Origin of the sequence: Tsuneonella troitsensis, from assembly GCF_001441535.1 — a bacterium.
GTDB lineage: Bacteria > Pseudomonadota > Alphaproteobacteria > Sphingomonadales > Sphingomonadaceae > Tsuneonella > Tsuneonella troitsensis.
In genome coordinates this window covers 694,348-710,175 of record NZ_LMAU01000001.1, presented here as the reverse complement: position 1 = coordinate 710,175, position 15,828 = coordinate 694,348, and the positions used below count along the sequence as shown (strand labels likewise).

The 15,828-nt window shown below is 65.6% G+C and carries 18 protein-coding genes; 5 read left to right on the top strand and 13 right to left on the bottom strand.

Annotated features, from left to right (window positions below):
* Positions 1–1,002, top strand: a 1,002-nt coding sequence (gene galE / locus AR323_RS03540; RefSeq protein WP_083495234.1) for a UDP-glucose 4-epimerase GalE, incomplete at its 5' end; no start/stop codon positions are given.
* A gap of 84 nt (positions 1,003–1,086) precedes the next feature.
* On the top strand, positions 1,087–1,482 hold the full coding sequence (locus AR323_RS15335; RefSeq protein WP_407701063.1) for a LysR family transcriptional regulator: 396 nt from the start codon (positions 1,087–1,089) through the stop codon (positions 1,480–1,482).
* Between the two features lie 161 nt (positions 1,483–1,643).
* Here the strand turns inward: AR323_RS15335 and AR323_RS03535 are convergent, their stop codons facing one another.
* From AR323_RS03535 to AR323_RS03525, 3 genes are all read right to left on the bottom strand, one after another.
* The gene (locus AR323_RS03535) at positions 1,644–1,988 is read right to left on the bottom strand and encodes an A24 family peptidase (protein WP_057882532.1); all 345 of its coding nucleotides are present in this window, start codon (positions 1,986–1,988) and stop codon (positions 1,644–1,646) included.
* Positions 1,989–2,087: 99 nt separating this feature from the next.
* Complete coding sequence (locus tag AR323_RS03530) at positions 2,088–2,978, bottom strand: glycosyltransferase (protein ID WP_057882531.1); 891 nt, start codon at positions 2,976–2,978, stop codon at positions 2,088–2,090.
* Between the two features lie 2 nt (positions 2,979–2,980).
* Positions 2,981–3,874: a glycosyltransferase family 2 protein gene (locus AR323_RS03525; protein ID WP_123321860.1), complete on the bottom strand. Its 894-nt coding sequence runs from the start codon at positions 3,872–3,874 to the stop codon at positions 2,981–2,983.
* Between the two features lie 30 nt (positions 3,875–3,904).
* On the opposite strand from AR323_RS03525, the gene AR323_RS03520 reads away from it, so the two are divergent.
* Positions 3,905–4,978: a polysaccharide pyruvyl transferase family protein gene (locus AR323_RS03520; protein WP_057882529.1), complete on the top strand. Its 1,074-nt coding sequence runs from the start codon at positions 3,905–3,907 to the stop codon at positions 4,976–4,978.
* On the opposite strand, the gene AR323_RS03515 is transcribed toward AR323_RS03520, so the two are convergent.
* The 4 genes from AR323_RS03515 to AR323_RS03500 all read right to left on the bottom strand — a co-directional run bounded on the left by AR323_RS03515 (position 4,953) and on the right by AR323_RS03500 (position 10,027).
* Positions 4,953–6,221 (bottom strand): lipopolysaccharide biosynthesis protein, encoded by a 1,269-nt coding sequence (locus tag AR323_RS03515; RefSeq protein ID WP_057882528.1) that lies wholly within the window; start codon positions 6,219–6,221, stop codon positions 4,953–4,955. The two genes, AR323_RS03520 and AR323_RS03515, sit on opposite strands and share 26 nt — an antisense overlap.
* A 56-nt stretch (positions 6,222–6,277) precedes the next feature.
* Positions 6,278–7,363 (bottom strand): glycosyltransferase family 4 protein, encoded by a 1,086-nt coding sequence (locus tag AR323_RS03510; protein ID WP_057882527.1) that lies wholly within the window; start codon positions 7,361–7,363, stop codon positions 6,278–6,280.
* Positions 7,353–8,915: an ArnT family glycosyltransferase gene (locus AR323_RS03505; protein ID WP_152980290.1), complete on the bottom strand. Its 1,563-nt coding sequence runs from the start codon at positions 8,913–8,915 to the stop codon at positions 7,353–7,355. Before AR323_RS03505 ends, AR323_RS03510 begins: the two co-directional genes overlap by 11 nt.
* Positions 8,916–9,019: 104 nt before the next feature.
* The gene (locus tag AR323_RS03500) at positions 9,020–10,027 is read right to left on the bottom strand and encodes a glycosyltransferase family 2 protein (protein ID WP_057882525.1); all 1,008 of its coding nucleotides are present in this window, start codon (positions 10,025–10,027) and stop codon (positions 9,020–9,022) included.
* 109 nt (positions 10,028–10,136) lie between these two features.
* Between AR323_RS03500 and AR323_RS14630 the strand changes: the two genes are divergently transcribed.
* Positions 10,137–10,580 (top strand): hypothetical protein, encoded by a 444-nt coding sequence (locus AR323_RS14630; protein ID WP_152980289.1) that lies wholly within the window; start codon positions 10,137–10,139, stop codon positions 10,578–10,580.
* A gap of 243 nt (positions 10,581–10,823) precedes the next feature.
* Positions 10,824–11,645: an FAS1-like dehydratase domain-containing protein gene (locus tag AR323_RS03490; RefSeq protein ID WP_057882523.1), complete on the top strand. Its 822-nt coding sequence runs from the start codon at positions 10,824–10,826 to the stop codon at positions 11,643–11,645.
* A gap of 19 nt (positions 11,646–11,664) precedes the next feature.
* On the opposite strand, the gene AR323_RS03485 is transcribed toward AR323_RS03490, so the two are convergent.
* The 6 genes from AR323_RS03485 to AR323_RS03460 all read right to left on the bottom strand — a co-directional run bounded on the left by AR323_RS03485 (position 11,665) and on the right by AR323_RS03460 (position 15,828).
* Positions 11,665–11,928, bottom strand: a complete 264-nt coding sequence (locus AR323_RS03485) for a hypothetical protein (RefSeq protein ID WP_057882522.1) — start codon at positions 11,926–11,928, stop codon at positions 11,665–11,667.
* Positions 11,929–11,981: 53 nt separating this feature from the next.
* The gene (locus AR323_RS03480; RefSeq protein ID WP_057882521.1) at positions 11,982–12,539 is read right to left on the bottom strand and encodes a M23 family metallopeptidase; all 558 of its coding nucleotides are present in this window, start codon (positions 12,537–12,539) and stop codon (positions 11,982–11,984) included.
* A 59-nt stretch (positions 12,540–12,598) separates the two neighbouring features.
* A complete protein-coding gene (locus AR323_RS03475; protein ID WP_057882520.1) occupies positions 12,599–13,093 on the bottom strand; it encodes an A24 family peptidase in 495 nt (164 codons plus the stop codon).
* Positions 13,094–13,096: 3 nt separating this feature from the next.
* A complete protein-coding gene (locus tag AR323_RS03470) occupies positions 13,097–13,744 on the bottom strand; it encodes a tetratricopeptide repeat protein (protein ID WP_161808711.1) in 648 nt (215 codons plus the stop codon).
* A gap of 100 nt (positions 13,745–13,844) precedes the next feature.
* Positions 13,845–14,825, bottom strand: a complete 981-nt coding sequence (locus tag AR323_RS03465; protein WP_057882518.1) for a type II secretion system F family protein — start codon at positions 14,823–14,825, stop codon at positions 13,845–13,847.
* 1 nt (position 14,826) lies between these two features.
* Complete coding sequence (locus AR323_RS03460) at positions 14,827–15,828, bottom strand: type II secretion system F family protein (protein WP_057882517.1); 1,002 nt, start codon at positions 15,826–15,828, stop codon at positions 14,827–14,829.

Genomic DNA, 15,828 nt, shown 5'->3' with positions numbered 1-15,828 from the left:
CTCGTGACCGGGGGCGCCGGTTACATCGGCAGTCACGCGGTGCTGGCCCTGCGGGATGCAGGATATCCGGTCGCGGTGATCGACAACCTGGCGACGGGATTCCGTTTCGCCGTGCCTGACGACGTTCCTTTCTTTCACGGCGACATCGAGGACGCGGAACTGCTTGCGCGGATATTCAAGTCGCAAGGCACGCGCGCGGTCATGCACTTCGCCGGTTCGGTCGTCGTGCCGGAATCGGTGGCGAAGCCGCTGAGCTATTATCACAACAACACCTCAAAGAGCCGCGCCCTGATCGAGGCGACGGTGGAGGCAGGCGTGCCCCACTTCATCTTCTCGAGCACGGCCGCAACCTATGGCGTGCCCGGTATCGAACGCGTTCCGGAAGACTGTCCTCAGGTGCCGATCAACCCCTATGGCTGGTCCAAGCTGATGACCGAGCGGATGCTCGCCGATACGGCAGCGGCGCACGCGATGAACTATTGCGCGCTGCGCTATTTCAACGTCGCCGGAGCCGATCCGCTGGGTCGCAGCGGACAGTCGACCGCTGGGGCGACGCATCTGATCAAGGTCGCGGTCGAGGCCGCGCTCGGCAAGCGAGACGGCGTGGCGGTGTTCGGCACCGATTACGAAACACCCGACGGCACGGGCGTGCGCGACTACATCCATGTGTCGGACCTTGCCGCAGCCCACGTTCACGCGCTCGAGGCGCTGGTCGCGCAGCCGTCCCATTCTCTACAGATGAATTGCGGATACGGGCGGGGCTTCTCGGTGCTGGAGGTTCTCGATGCGGTCGACCGGGTGAGCGGCGGCAATATCTCGCGCGTGATCGAGCCGCGCCGCGCCGGCGATCCCGGTTGCCTCGTCGCGGACAACGCCAGGATATTGAATGCCCTGCCGTGGGTGCCGCAGTTCGCCGATCTCGATACGATCGTGCGCCACGCGCTCGCCTGGGAAGCCAAGCTCGGCGAGAACCCAGCCCATACCACGCATGCGACCCCGTAGGCGGGTGACCGGTAAAGCTTGAGCATTGCTTTTATTACGTTTCCCCCCGACGCTAGAGCGTCCGACTAACGAGGAGAGTTCATTGTGGCCCTAACAGGGGTTGATCGCGCTAAACGGATCAAACCGTTCAGGCGAGCCCAACCGAGCTTGCAGAATCTGCGCGGGCTTGAGAGCTTTGCCCGCACAGGAAGCTTTGCCAAGGCGGCGATCGACCAGGGTCTCACTGTAGCCAGCATCAGCCGGCGAATATCGGCACTTGAGAAGGACCTTGGGCTGGTTCTGCTTGAACGATCAGATCACCATGCGAACCAGTATGAACTGACTGAGCACGGTAAGGCTCTTGGCGAATTTCTCACGCCCTGGCTCGCGGCTCTCGAGGAGATGCTTCCTGCTGAATTGCAAGGTAGCGCAGATGGCCTACGCCAAGGCCGCGGGAGACCAAGAAACGAGGATCCAAGCGATCCGGGATCAATAGATTGAGGGAGGGCTCGTGATCTGGATAACTGGCCCGATCACGCTCATGATGGGCAGCAACAGAAAGCTCGACGTCGACTAAAAGCCGCCGGAGTACGATTGGCCTGCCCTCGATATTTTACCGTAACGACAATCAGGCATCGAAGCTTCGGTTTCTGTCCGTCGCGTCATGTGCTTCTTGAGCTTCCGCGCGGCGAATACCGGAACGAATCGCGGCCATGCCATGTCATGAGCACCGCTGCCAGCCCGCCCAAACCGATTGCAACGCCGTAAGGAAGCTTGTCGAAGTCGGTCTTTTTGGTTTTGTCCCGACGCGCCCGTCCCGGTAGCCGGACGGCCAGGAAGATCACAACCAGCACGAGACCTGCCAGCGAAACGCTCACCAATAATCCGAGCGCCTGCTGGATAGGCAGCCACGCGGCCATCGAGGCATAATATTTGGCGTCCCCGGCACCGATAGCTCCGACCGCAAACAATCCCATCGTCACGATCAGGGCTGCGACGATATGCAAGGCCGTTAAAGCTCGCGCAGAAGCCGTTCTATATCGGTTTGCCCGGCGCGATGTATTGCCACTCCACTACGAACTCCCCCCACCATGCCAGCACCTCGTCTACGGGCGGAGCAAGCTTCCCAATCGGCCGGAGCGCGAGGCGAGGCGCGTCAAGTTCCGCGCAGCGGCGACACGGCGACCAATCAGGAAATTTCCCGCCGCGGCAGTGCCAAACAGCGCGACGGCCAGCGAGTCAGCTATTGCGGCGATGAGTCGGGGCCGCCGCACTGATTGACTACCGCCGATTCGCCGATAGCGCGCGAACACGGCTGCTGGCGTCATCTCCTCGGGTTGGACGATGTGCTCCGCAACGGCCTGCGGAACAAACACAAGAACGGCGCCGCTCGTGACTGCTCGCGTGGCGAGATCGGTATCCTCGCCCCCCATGGCACCCGGCGAGCCGAAATCTGCCCCTCCCCCCCCGAAGCGATGAGCGCCTAGCGTCTTGCGGCGGATTGCGAAGTTACCGCCCTTGAGCAACTGCGGCCGGCACGGGCCTTCGGGAGTGCTCGCGGGCGTCGCCCCGCACGACCTGCCCTCCGCGGCCAGACCGGCGAGCCATGCGGATGGCGGGCTGCGCCAGCGCGGCAGGATCGCTCCGGCGAACAACCCTGCGGCAGAATGCCGCTCGGCCGCTGCGGTATACTCGAGCAGCCAGTGAGGGGCGACCACCATATCGTCATCGAGAAACACCAGCAGTTCGCCCTGGGCTTGCTCAATCGCCCGGTTCAGCGCGCGCGATTTGCCGGCAACGGGCTCAGTGATTAGCGATGCCCGCTCATGCCGGTGGGCAAAGTCTCGCAGCATTGCGGATGTGATGTCATCGTCACTGGCGCTGTCCACGAGCAGAATTTCGTACCCATCCCGAGGAGCGGCGAGGTTCTCCAGCGCAGCCAGCACATCGGGAAGTGTATCGGCGCCATTGCGCGACGGGAGGATGACCGAGATCACCGTCAGTATTCGCCGGTGAACCGCCGGCTGGCCGCCGCGTAGGTACAGCCCCCTGCCCAGATTGCCATTCCGATCGCTATGCCCGGCAGTCGAGCCAGCAGCGTTCCGAACCGCCCCGCGGCTGCGATCCGCCCGACGATCCGCGCGCCTTTGGCCAGGCCGAGGGCCGGCGCCAATGGCCAGAACCGCACTGCAGTGTGCCCCGGCAGCTGTGCCGCGCGCCGCACCTTCGCAAAGTGTCGTCCTTGGTTCGCTAAGTGCTGGGCAAAGTGCCCGAACCCGGCAATGTTGCAGTGGCGCACCTCAACGCGCGGGTCAAACATCTGCTTCAGGCCGCTTTCGCGCAGGCGATGAAGCAACATCGTGTCCTGTCCGGCGCGGTAATCCTCGGGAAAGCCGCCCACTCGGCGGAAATCGTCGATGTGCACGGCCATGTTACACGAGGCGCCGCCGGGCTGCTCGCCCTCAGGCCTCCACGGCGCCTGCTCGCTGAACTCGCAAAGCCAAGTGGCCATACCCCAGTACCCGCCGCTGGTCGCCACGCCGACCGAGCCGACCAGAAACACGCCGTCGCGCTCGGCGAAATGGCCGCGGATGCGCTGCGCCCAGTCGGGCTGCGGCAGCGTGTCGTTGTCGCAGAAAGCCAGGATCTCCGCGTTCACCTCGGCCGCGCCGCGGTTGCGCGCTGCGCCGGCGAATAGTCGTTCGGGCGAGTGCAGCGCACGCACTTGCGGAAACTCGCCCGCCAGCCACTCGCGCGGGTCGTGGGAACCGCTATGGCTGACGCAGACTTCGTCGGGGCGATCCGTGCCGGCGAACAGCGCGCTGAGCACTAGGCGCAAGTGAGGCGAGGGGCCGTAGGCGGGAATGATCACGGCAAGGCTAGGCTTGGTCATCGACACATCTCAAGCGGCTGGAGCTGCGCGATGAGCGGCGGCCCAGCCCCGCTCATCGCGGTCGCGGCCCGGCGGCTGGCGGGACGCGCGTCGCGTATCGGCTATATCGGCTGGCTCGGTCACGGCAACCTCGGCGACGAAACGATGCGCGCCGCGGCCGAGCAACTGCTCGGGCAACCGCTCGAGCCTGTGCTGAGCGCGCAAAGCGAACGGGTACTGGCGGCGATTGGCGCTTCGGGGTCGCGAACCTTCGCGGCGGTCGTCTTGGGCGGGGGAACGCTGATCAACCCGGGCCGCCTGGCGCTGGTCGAGGACTGCCTGCGCCGCGGCGTGCCGTTCGTCGCGCTCGGCACCGGCGTCGGCAGCGCCGGACTGTCGGCGGTGGAGGAGCCGCTCGACCCGCGCTGGGCGGTGGCGCTGGCGCGCTTCCGCGGGGTCGGAATGCGCGGTCCGCTGTCCGCCGCCAAGCTGGCGGAAGCCGGTTTCTCGGGTGCCCACGTAATCGGCGACCTTGCGCTGGCGCTGACCCCCGATGAGCCCGAGGCGGGTTGGACAGGTCGGCGATTGCTGTTGAACATGGCCCCGGCCCGGCTCCCCGAAGATCGGCGCCGCCTCGAGGCCGTGCAGGCGGCTTTCGCCGACGCGATCAGAGATCTGGCGCGACGGGGGTTCGAGCCGATGGCCGTGGCTTTCGATCCCGCCGATGTGCCGGTGCTCGAGGAGTTGCTCGTAGTGGCAGGAATGAGCGGCGCGGAGATTCACCAACCCGTCGACTTCGCCGACTACCGTCGGCTGGCGTGCGAAGCCCGTTTCGCGCTTGGCGTGCGCCTCCACAGCGCGGTGTTCGCAGCCGCGTGCGGCGTGCCACCACTGCTGATCGGCTACCGCGACAAATGTCGCGACTTCGCGGAGACCGTCGGCCTGGCGGATAACGTGATCGACCTTGGCGACTTCGACGCTGGCGATTTCCGCGCTCGTCTCGCGAGGCTGCAGACCGATCCCGAGGCCGAGGGCCGACGCTTGCACGGGCGATGCTGCGAGCTGCGCTCGGAGCTGAACCAGTTCGCTGACGCGCATCTCAGGCCGCTCCTGCCGGGCGTCTAAAGGCGGAGACCAGCGACGGGTCGAAGCCGAGCTCGCGCCGCACCACGCGTAGCAGCGCGCCGTTCCACACTAGGATGCCGAGCGCGGTCGCCAGCGCCGCGCCTCCCGCTCCGTAGAGAGACACTAGCACCGTGCCACCGGCCAAGATAACGGCGAGCCCGGCGATCTGGGCACGCAGCGAGCTGCCTGGCCGACCCGTCATCGTCATCAGGTAGCCGACCGGCCCGCTCGCGGCGTTGAGGATCTGGGTCGCGGCGAAGATCCACACCAGCGGCGCCGCCAACGCGAACTCGTCGCCGAACAGCGCCAGCAGCCACGGTGCGGTCAGCGCGATCGGCAGACTGACAATCGTGGTGCCAGCGGTCGTCGCGAGAGTGAAGCGGCGGGTCAGGGCGCCGACCGCCTCCGCCTCGCCACGCGCATTCAGCTCGGCGACGCGCGGGGCGAAGGCCATCGCCGCCGCCTGGACCGGCACGGTCATCAATACCAAAAGTCGCGCGGCCGGCTGGTAGATACCGACATCGCTCGGTTCCGCGAACAGCGCTAGCAGTAGCGTCGCCGCCTCGGCCATAGCGATGGTGCCGAGGCTGAGGCCTAAGAAGGGCGCGGCGGCAGGGAGAAGGCGGAAGTCGGAGCAGGCCGGCGCCTCCGCTTCGCCAGGCGGCATCGCGAATCTACACCAAGCCGCGGCGACCACGGCAGCGACTGCGAAGGCTGCTGCGAGCAGCAACAAGGCATAAGTCGGGGTGAGCATCGCGCCCGTCGCGGATACCCCCAACAGCGCCAGGCAGAACAGCGCCGGACGCAGGACGTCGCCCGGCAGCTGCGCGCCGATGATCGCTCCCGCGCCTTGGGTGAGCCCGCGCAAAAGCAGCATAAGCGTCACTGGCACGATCAGCATGGCCGCCGCGAGTAAGGCCGCGTCGTAAGGTTCGAGCCATTGCGCCAGTGCGACCGCGGCTATCGCCAGCAGCCCCGACAGGGCCAGGCCCGCCACCGTTGCGATTCCCAGTGCCCTTCCCGCGAATCGCCGCGCCTCGCTCGACGCGCGGTTCGCCAGCAGCTCCGCCACTCGGCACACTGCCAGATTGTGAAGGCCGAGCAAGGCGAACGTCGCAGCGATCTGCGCCACCGCCAGCGACAGCGCGAACGTGCCGTATCCTTCGACACCGAGCAGTCGCGCGCACAGGATGGCCTGCAGGAAGCCGAGGGTGAGGCCGGCGAGCCGGATTACCAGGCTCATGACCGATGTCCGCCCTAGCGGCCTCGCTAGCCAGCGCGAGAGAAGCGACGCCACGGTCATCGCGCGCCCTCGTAAAGCGAATGCACCTGCGCCGCCACCCGCGCCCAGCTGAAGTGCGCGCGCGCGCGCGCCTGAGCCCGTTCGATGAAAGCCGTGCGCTGCGCATCGGTCCACGCGGCGATGCGTTGGACCGCAGCAGCCCAGGCCTGTGCATCGCCAGACGGGACCAGAAATCCAGTCTCGCCGTCGAGCACAGCATCGCGCAGCCCACCGTGGTCGGCCGCGAGCACCACGCCGCCAGCCGCCGCGGCCTCGGGCGCGACCAGACCGAAGCCTTCGACCTCGCCGCGCGGAGTGACGATGTTCGGCATGATCACGCACAACGCGCGCCCATAGGCCTCGGCGAGCGGCTTCTGCGGCAGCGCGCCGAGGAACTCAATGCGCGGCCCGCAGAGGGCAGCGCGTTCGGCCGCGTCCCAGCCGGTCCCGGCGACGCGCAAGCTTACCTCGGCCGGCAGGAGCGGCATGACCTCGCGCAGGAACCAGCCGCAACCCTTGTGTTCGAGGAGGCGCCCGGCGAACAGCAGCGTGCCGTCGTGCTGGCCGGTGGGAGCGGGGCCGCTCATGTCGGTCGCCAGCGGCACGACCGCGGCAGCACGCCAGCCGCTTTCGGCGGCGATCTCGGCTGTGGCGTGCGAGTTTGCGACAACCGTGGCCCGGTAAAGCAGCCGGGCCCCGAGTCTCAGGTAGGCGCCGTATAGCCGGCCCTTGATGCCGCCGCGCCGGGGATAGGAGACATCGGTGCCATGCGCCGAGATGACAATGCGTGTCGTCCGTCCGCCAAGGATGGGCAGCGCCAGCGCCCACAGCGCCATGTCCCCGAGGTGTAACACCTCGGGCTTCGCGCGCCGCGCCAATAGCCTGACCAACACCGTGAACGGGAACGCGAGCAGCGCCCAAGCCGAAGGTGGCATCCCGTCGTTGCGCCCCGGCAAGGCGATGGTCTGCACTGGCTCAATCGCCTGCAGCGATTGAGCTAGACGATACGACCAGGTCTCCATCCCGCCCACCGCCGGCGGCCACTTGCGGGTCACAAAGACGATGCGCGGCTCGCGCCTGCCCGACGCTACGTCAGAAGCCATAGTAGTAGGGGCCCGTTAGCGGTTGAGTGGGCGAAACCGGTGCCCTGTTTCCGAGCCAGAACGTTGATTCGCCATCCTCGGGAGGCGCTACTCGATGCGTGCCCCGTTGCAAGTTGACCGTCGCCCCCGGGCTCAGGCGCGCGCCGTCGAGCATGACCGGAGCCCCGGCCAGCGTGTACGGGCCGGCAATGTCTATCTCCAACGCTCCGGCTCGGTCGACCTGCTTGCCTGGCAGCCAAATCGGCCCCCAGTAGTTGACGTAGTTCCGCTGCAAGCCGGCCACGTCCGCCGGCAGCAGCGTTCGCGGCATTGGCTTGCCGGCGAGCGCGGCGATGATCACCGGATTGTCGGCGATAACGAAGGCCAGCTTACCGTCGATTATAGCCTCGGCGATCTTCGGTCGCTCCGCGCGATAGTAACCCTCGATGCCGATGCCCGAAACCAGGTGATTGAGAACGCGCGGATAATCGGCTGGCATGCCGGTGTAGCTAAGGTGCAGCGTGTCGCGCGGGAACAGCCGGTTGACCTCGGTGATCACCGCGCGTTGGCGTGGCAGGATGTTCTTCGGCTCCTTCAGCGTCAGCACGATCGGCGAAATCAGCAGCGCCACGACAAGGAGGACGGTGCCGAAACGGCCCTTCAGCGACGCGAGCCCTGAGGCGGCGGCCACGACAAAAGGGGCCAGCGCGAAGACGAAGTAGTACGGGAAGGAGTTGCGATAGAGGATGACCGCCAGCGCCGGCACGACCAAGCCGGCCAGGGCGAGCAGCTGCGCGTGCTGGCGGGCGCACCATGCAAGCCAGGACGCGATCCCGACCGCGAGCGGCAGGACCGGGGCCATCGCCAGCTGCGTCACCGTATAGCGGCCTCGCGGGAACAGTCCCTCGGCAAAGAAACGGGTGCCGTTAGAAGGAAGCCGCGGGGCGGTGACCTCGGCCGTGGGAAGCCCCGAACGGTGGAGGAAGTACATCGCAGCGAAGAACAGCGGCGCCAGTGTGGCCACGGCTGCATAACGGCGCACCAGATCCCAGCGATCGGCGCTCTGGGTAAAGCGCAGCCAGGCGAGTCCGGCGAAGCAGGGCGCGTAGAACACGCTCTTCAGCGTGGTCATGAAGGCGAATGCGACGGCGGCCGACGCAAGCAGGATCATCGGCCAGGTCAGCTTGCGCCGCGAGACGATGTAGAGTGCCGTCATCAATCCCGCGGTCGCCATGGGGTCGCCGCGGAACGAGAAGCCGTGGAGAAAGACATAGCCACCCGCGAGCCACGCCAGTCCCGCGAGCCACGCTGCGGTGCGGTCGGCGAACTGCCTGGCCAGGCCGACGACAGCCAGGAATGCGACCAGCTCGAACCCCAGCATGCCCAGCCTCGCGACCTGCAGCTGCGTGATGATGTCCCCGCCGAGCAGCGGCACCCAGGCGAACACGCGCGCGTGAAGCACCTGGTAGTTGCGGGTTAGCTCACCGCGCTGAAGCTCGTAGACCTGACTGTAGTGGAAGAACTCGTCCCAGTTCATCGACTGAGTGAAGATCATGAACACCTGCAGCGCCACGACGCCCAGGATCGCGCCAGCGACTAAGTGGTGCTCGCCGAACGCAGCGAGGACGGGGCGTGAGGGGCTACCCTGCTCGGGCGCGAGCTCACTGACGGCCCCACTCACGCGGCTTTGTCGGCCGCTTCCGGTGCCGAATCCTTGGAAGGTGGGCCTTGGGCCTGCGTAGCCATGGCGTCGTCGAGCCGCTGCAGCCGAATGAGCGTCGCCTCGAGCAGTTTTCGGTTGGCGCCGATCAGGTCGGCCAGCATGCCTAGGATCGCGACCAGCACGCCTAACAGCAGCAGCACGCCGCCCAGGACCAGCGACTGGATATGCCCGTCTCCCTCGCCGTTTATCCAGAACCACAGGAAGCGCAGGATCGGGACGAGGCCGATCAGCCCGACGACCATACCGGTACCGACGAAGGCGCGCAGCGGATTGTAGGTGGTGTAGGCCCGCACCATCGTTACGCCGGTCTGTGCGATGAAGCGCGGGACGGAGCGGAACAGCCGGCTCGGTCGCTCGACGGCGTGAGTCCGCACCGGCACGCTGGCGATCGCGAGCCGCTTGCGCCCGGCCTGAATTAGCATGTCGGTCGTGTAGGAGAACTCGGTGGTGATGTTGATCCGCTGCGCCGCCTCGCGGCTCAGCGCACGAAAGCCGCTGACCGCGTCGGGCACATCGGTTGCAGCGAGGCGCTGGACGATTGAGCTGCCGAACCGCTGCAACAGGCGTTTGATTAGCCCGAAATGGGCGTTTTTGGCGACGCCGCGGTCGCCGACGACGATGTCCGCCTCGCCTGCTACGATCGGCGCGACTAGGCGGGCGACGTCGGCGCCCTCGTACTGCCCGTCGCCGTCGGTGTTGACGATCACGTCGGCCCCCGCGGCGAGGGCAGCGTCAACACCGCTTCGGAAAGCGGCGGCGAGCCCACGGTTGCGGCGGTGTCGAACGACATGATGCACGCCAAGTTGACTAGCAAGAACACCAGTATCATCGCTGCTGCCGTCATCGATCACGAGGAACTCGATTGACTCAATTCCGTCGATCTGCCGCGGCAGAGCGGCAATCGTCGCAGCGAGAGTTGCGGTCTCATTGAGGCAGGGTATTTGAATTATCAACTTGGTCATTTCGCCTCGGAATGGCCGCCACAGCTGACGTTTGGTTAACCATCATTGTTTAAGGGCGGGTAAAGATTTCAGTTGACGGCCGACGTGAGCTCTTGCTGGCCCTGCCGCTGTGCTTGTCGAGCGCGGCGAGCTGCCGCTCGTCGAGACCCATCAGCTTCCCCGCCTGTTTGATGTTCTGCTCGCGTCCCTCGAAGGTTTGCCTCTCCAGCATCGCGCGCCACATGCACTCCACGGCCCCGTTGTGCACGGCAATCATCTAGACCGCGAGCACGCCCTCGAGCTCGCTGCACGGCGCGGTGCTGCGCAAGGCATCGTAAAACGCCTGGTACTCGCGCTCTTTGCCTCTTCTGGTTTCGCCCCCGGTTGCGACGAGGCTTCCATCGCCTGGGCCAAAACTATGATCCGGAACGGTTCGGACTTCGAACCAAGAACCTCGATCGCTCCATTCAGGGTAATTGCCAAGGATTTCTGGGGTGGCGGCTCATCGCTGGTCTTTTTCTTAGATGACAGCATCGTCCCGCCTCCCGATCGCTCCGCTGCGCGACCATCGTAGCAGCCCCGGAACCCGGTGGTAATCACTAACTTCTACTGTCCATGGGGTTGATTGGAGATTTTGTTTCCCTCCTCCCACCTACCCCGATAGCACCACCTCTCATTTGGCAGTGTGCTGCCTTCAAGTCCACCTCCCGGGATCTCCGCGATTGCCCGAAGCCGACCTCCCTGCGACGAAGGCATCGGCGGATCAGTGACCCAGCTTGTATGTCCTCCAGAACGCGACACCGATGGGAAGTCATCTATGAACCAGTTAGCAGAGGGCCAAGTCGACGATTGGCGTAAAGCTATCGGCCGACTGGAAGAGCGGACCGAGAAGCTAGGCACCGAGCAGCTGCGCCGGTTTGCGCTGGCGGTCGGATCCGATTTCGCGGTCGAAGAAACGGCACCGCCGCTTTCCCATTGGGCTTTCTTCCTTCCATCGCCGGAGGATGGGTCGATCGATGTCGACGGGCATCCGCGGCGAGGCGGGTTCCTACCCGATATCACTCTGCCGCGCCGAATGTTCGCGGCAAGCAGCATGGAGTTCCACGCACCGCTCGAACTGGAAGTGGACGCGCGCCTCGTCTCGCGGATTGCGGACGTCAGTCACAAGCGCGGGCGTAGCGGCGACCTCGTGTTCGTGGAAGTCGAGCGCACGATCGAGCAAGGCGGCGCGGTTCGCGTGCGCGAGCGGCAAAGTTTCGTCTATCGCGGAGAAGGCGAGCCTGCACCACTGCCCGACGCACTACCTGCCCCGCTGGTCGGCGAACTCTGGATGCCGGGCGCAGTGAACCTGTTCCGATTTTCCGCGGCTACCTTCAATGGGCACCGCATTCACTATGACCTGCCATACGCGAGGGACGTGGAAAGGTATCCGGCGCTGGTGGTGCACGGCCCCTTCACCGCGACCAAGCTGGCAGCGCTTGCCATGCGCGAAGGACCGCTTGCCCGCTTCTCTTTCCGGGCGATGGCCCCGTTGTTCCTGGGACAGCCGATTTACCTGCGCGCCGCAGGAGACTGCGCAGCGGAAGCAGTTCGATGTGATGGGGTGGTGGCCATGCGTGCGGAGTTTGCCCGCGGCTAGCCTATATTCTTGAGCGTGATCAGGTGGCCGAGGCGTGCGCCGGCGCGCGGCGCGCCATGTGCTTCTTCAGCTTGCGTGCGGCGAATACTGGAACGACTACCGAGAGTGCGATCCCGCCCAGCGACGATATGCCCAGCCAGATCGCCATCCAGGTCCCGCCCGCTTGGTAGATGCCATAGAGCACCGGTACGGCCAGGACGATGCCGCGGATTTCGTTCAGGACGAACGCAAGCGCGCCTACTTTCAGTAGCGCTTCGAGCAGCGGGGACAGCGAACTCCACATGGAGCTCGGGATAGGCGATCATCATTGAGATCGGGTTAAGCCAGGCGTTCGCCCTATCGAAAACCGAGCGGGTCGACCGCCGCCCCGTTCTGCCGGACCTCGTAGTGCAGGTGAGCGCCGGTCGAACGCCCCGTCGAGCCGACCAAGCCCAGGACCTGTCCGCGAGAAACCTGCTGGCCCGGGCTGACCAGGATGCGGGAGAGGTGTGCAAACCGCGTCTCGAAACCCGATGCATGGCGAAGCGTCACGAGCAGGCCGTAAGAGCCCAGCCAGCTGGCGTAGGCCACAACGCCATCGGCAGCGGCGACCACGGGCGAGCCCGTCGGAGCCGCCAGGTCGACACCCGAATGCATTCGGGTCCGGCCCAGCGTCGGGTGATGGCGCATCCCGAACCGGCTGGTGACGGCGGACGACCGCACCGGCATTCCTGCCGGGGGATTTCCCCGAAGTGTCCGCGTTCCCGGCGCAGGCGTCGGCTCCTTCGGACGCAGGATGATCGGAGCGCCCAGCCCGTCACCGGCCTTGCTTACGGTAATCGCGGCCATGCCCGACCCGCGGTCCACGGTCAGTGCGACGGAATCGGTCTCCGGAGCTTCGGCTTGGGCCGGCAATGCCCCTGCTCCGAATGCTCCCCCTAACAGAGCGACAGAAAGAATTCGGCCCGCTGTCGTCATGCCATGAGGACCGCTGCCAGCCCGCCGAAACCGATTGCCGCGCCGTAGGGAAGCTTGTCGAAGTCGGTCTTCCTGGTCTTGTCCCGACGCGCCCGTCCCGGCAACCGGACGGCGAGGAAGATCACGACCAGCACGAGGCCAGCCAGCGAAACGCTCACCACCAATCCGAGCGCCTGCTGGATCGGCAGCCATGCGGCCATGGAAGCATAGTATTTGGCGTCTCCGGCACCGATGGCTCCGACCGCGAACAATCCCATCGTGACGATCAGGGCTGCGACGATATGAAGGGCTGCGAAACCGACCGCCGGCCAGGGATCGCCCGGCGCCTGGGCGGCGACACCCGAATAGCAAAGCCCCAGTACCGCATTGGCTCCGCAGAGCCAGTTCGGAATGCGGCGGCTGCGCACGTCGGTCCAGATCGCCGTCGCGACCAATCCCGCCAGACAGGCGAGAAGCGCGATCGCGATGGCAGGCAGGCCGCTCAGATCCACGCGCTAGTCGTCGAGTGTGACGCGAACGGGATATGCAGGTCGCGCCTTCCTAAGCGGAGTGCGAGCGCCCGTCGCGGCAAGCTTTACCGTGCCGACCCGTGCCGGCGTGGTCGCACCGCCAACCTCGACAATCACCCTTCGGGTGTTGCCGACGATCTTCACTTCGTGCCGCGAAATCCGGCGAAGGCCAGACGAGGGCGTCCTCGCCGAAACCTTCGATTTCGCATCGACCGCTGCCACGGGGTCGATCCGCACGGGATCGACCTGCACGGGGGCCGCAGCCAATTCGGGCGCGGGCGCGACCAAAGGTTCGACCGGAGCGATCGCGAGGGCTGGCTGGGTCGAACGCGGAATGCCGTGACGAACATAAAAAGTAGCCAGGTTCGCGCGAAAGCGCGTGTCATCCGGCGCACGGGCGACGGCTTCCTGGAAGAAGCGCTCTGCGAGATCCTCCCGTCCGAGGCGGCTGTAGGCGACGGCCAATCCGTTATAGGCGGCGGGCGCTTCGCGTTCGAAAGACTTGGCGATCATGAAGGCGTCGATTGCCGCAACGGTACGCCCTTCCTTGAGTGCCGTGCGCCCGAGCTCAAGCTGTTCGCTGCCGAAATTCGCAATAAGAGTAGCGTCTGCATCGGCTGGTGCGCGCGCCATGCGAGGCCCTCCGATTCCCAGGACCTGGCACCCCCCCAGCGCCAAGGCCATTACGGCGACGGAAGCGGCGCTAGCCTTGCGGCCTATCGATCGGCTCATGTTATCCTCCTCCAACCATCAACGGAAAAATCCGGCGGATCATCAGGATCGCAGCCGGAAGCATCAAGGTGCCGATCATCGTCGGCAGCATGCAGGCGACGAGCGGGATGGAAATCAGCACCGGCAGGCGGTGCGCCTTCTCCTCGGCGCGCATCTGGCGCCGCTCGCGCATTTCTGCGGCATAGACCCGCAGCGTAGTCGCGACGCTCGTGCCGAGCTTGTCCGATTGAATGATGAGCGTCGAAAACGACCGGATCTCGTCGACCGCCGAGGCATCGGCCATGCGCCGGAAGGCTTCCTCGCGCGACGCGCCTGCGCGCAATTGCAGGGTGGTGATCGATAGCAGTTCGGCGACCAGCGGGTGCGAAACGGCCATTTCGCGGCCGACCCGGTCCATCGCGGCCTCGAGACCGAGACCGGATTCCACGCAGATCAGCAGCAGGTCGAGGCAATCCGGGAAGCCGTTGATGATCGCCTCGCGCCGGCGATCGGCCTTGGCCCGGACGTACAGATTGGGAAGGTAGAGACCGATGAGCGCCAGCACCGAACCGATCACGTACACCCTGACGAAAGAGGGCGGCTCCTCGCTCGAATAGGCGAGCAGGATGTAACCGATCGGCAGCAGGAAAATCAGCCCCAAGCGGATCAGGGTGTAGATTCGCGGCGCGGCCGACGAGGTGTATCCGGCCTGGCGAAGCAGCGCGGTCAGCCGTTCCGACTTCGTGTCGGTAAGGTTGAGACCGGCCTTCTCGACGTATTCCGCCATGCGGGACCACGCTGAGGCGGTATCGCGCGAGCGAAGGCTCTCTCCGTGCGTCGCGGTGATCACGTCCATCGATTCCAGCTTGTCGAGCTGGGCGCGCACGGCGATCCGGCGATTGGCGACGTTCAGGACGAACAGCGAAATCGCAGCTACGAGCCCGAAGATCGCGAGCAGTATCAGCAGGCGGACGGTCTGGTTCTGGGCGGCGAGTTCGATCATGTCAGACCTTGATGTCCACGAGCTTGCGGATCCAGAAGACGCCGATGAAATAGACGATGATCAGCGAGGGGAAACCGACAACGAAAATCGTGTCCCGCGCGACGTCGGTGTAAAAGCGCGGATTGATCAGGAACATGCTGACGAAAGTGATGATCGGGAGCACCGTCAGGATCCAGCCGGTCATTCGTCCCTCGGAACTGAGCGCACGAACCTTCATGAACAGGCTGGCGCGCGCGCGGATGACGGTCGAAAGGTTCTCGAGAATTTCGGCGAGGTTGCCGCCCGTCTCCGCCTGGACCGCCAGCGAGACGACGAACATGCGAATGTCTTCCATGTCCCAGCGATCGGCCATCGATTCCAGGGCGTCGGTCAGGTCGGCGCCGTAGGCGATCTCGTCGGCGACGATGCCGAACTCGCTGCCGATGGGATCTTCCATCTCGTTGGTCAGCAGGTTGATCGCGCCGGCCACCGGGTGCCCCGAGCGCAAGGCGCGCACGAAGATGTCGAGTGCGACAGGAAACTGCTGCTCCATCTTCTTGCGCCGCCGCTGGGCGAAGATGTTCACGATAACCACCGGCAGGCCGATCGCGACACACGCCGCAAGGACGATCGCCAGCAGCACGACGCCGGCGGTGAGCGGAATGCCGGACAGCGAGAACAGGAGCATCAACCCGAGGCTCAGCAGCACGAGCGCAAATCCCATCCAGAACAGCATCTGGCCCAGGGTGAAGCTGACTGCGGACGCGAAAAGCGCGCTCTGCAGCGCACGAAGCGGGCGTGCGATCAGCGAAGGGTATTGGGAAAAATCGCTCGGTGCGTTCTTGCGAAGTTGGGCCGCAATCGTCGCGCGGTCCGATCCGAGCTTGATAAGCTCGAGCCGCCGGTTGACCGCGGCCGTGCGAGACCGGCTGCGCCACATCCCGCCCAGGACGAGTTGCGACAGCACGAACACCGACGCAAAGATCGCCAGCAGGACCGATACGCGCAGGATTAGGTCGAGCAT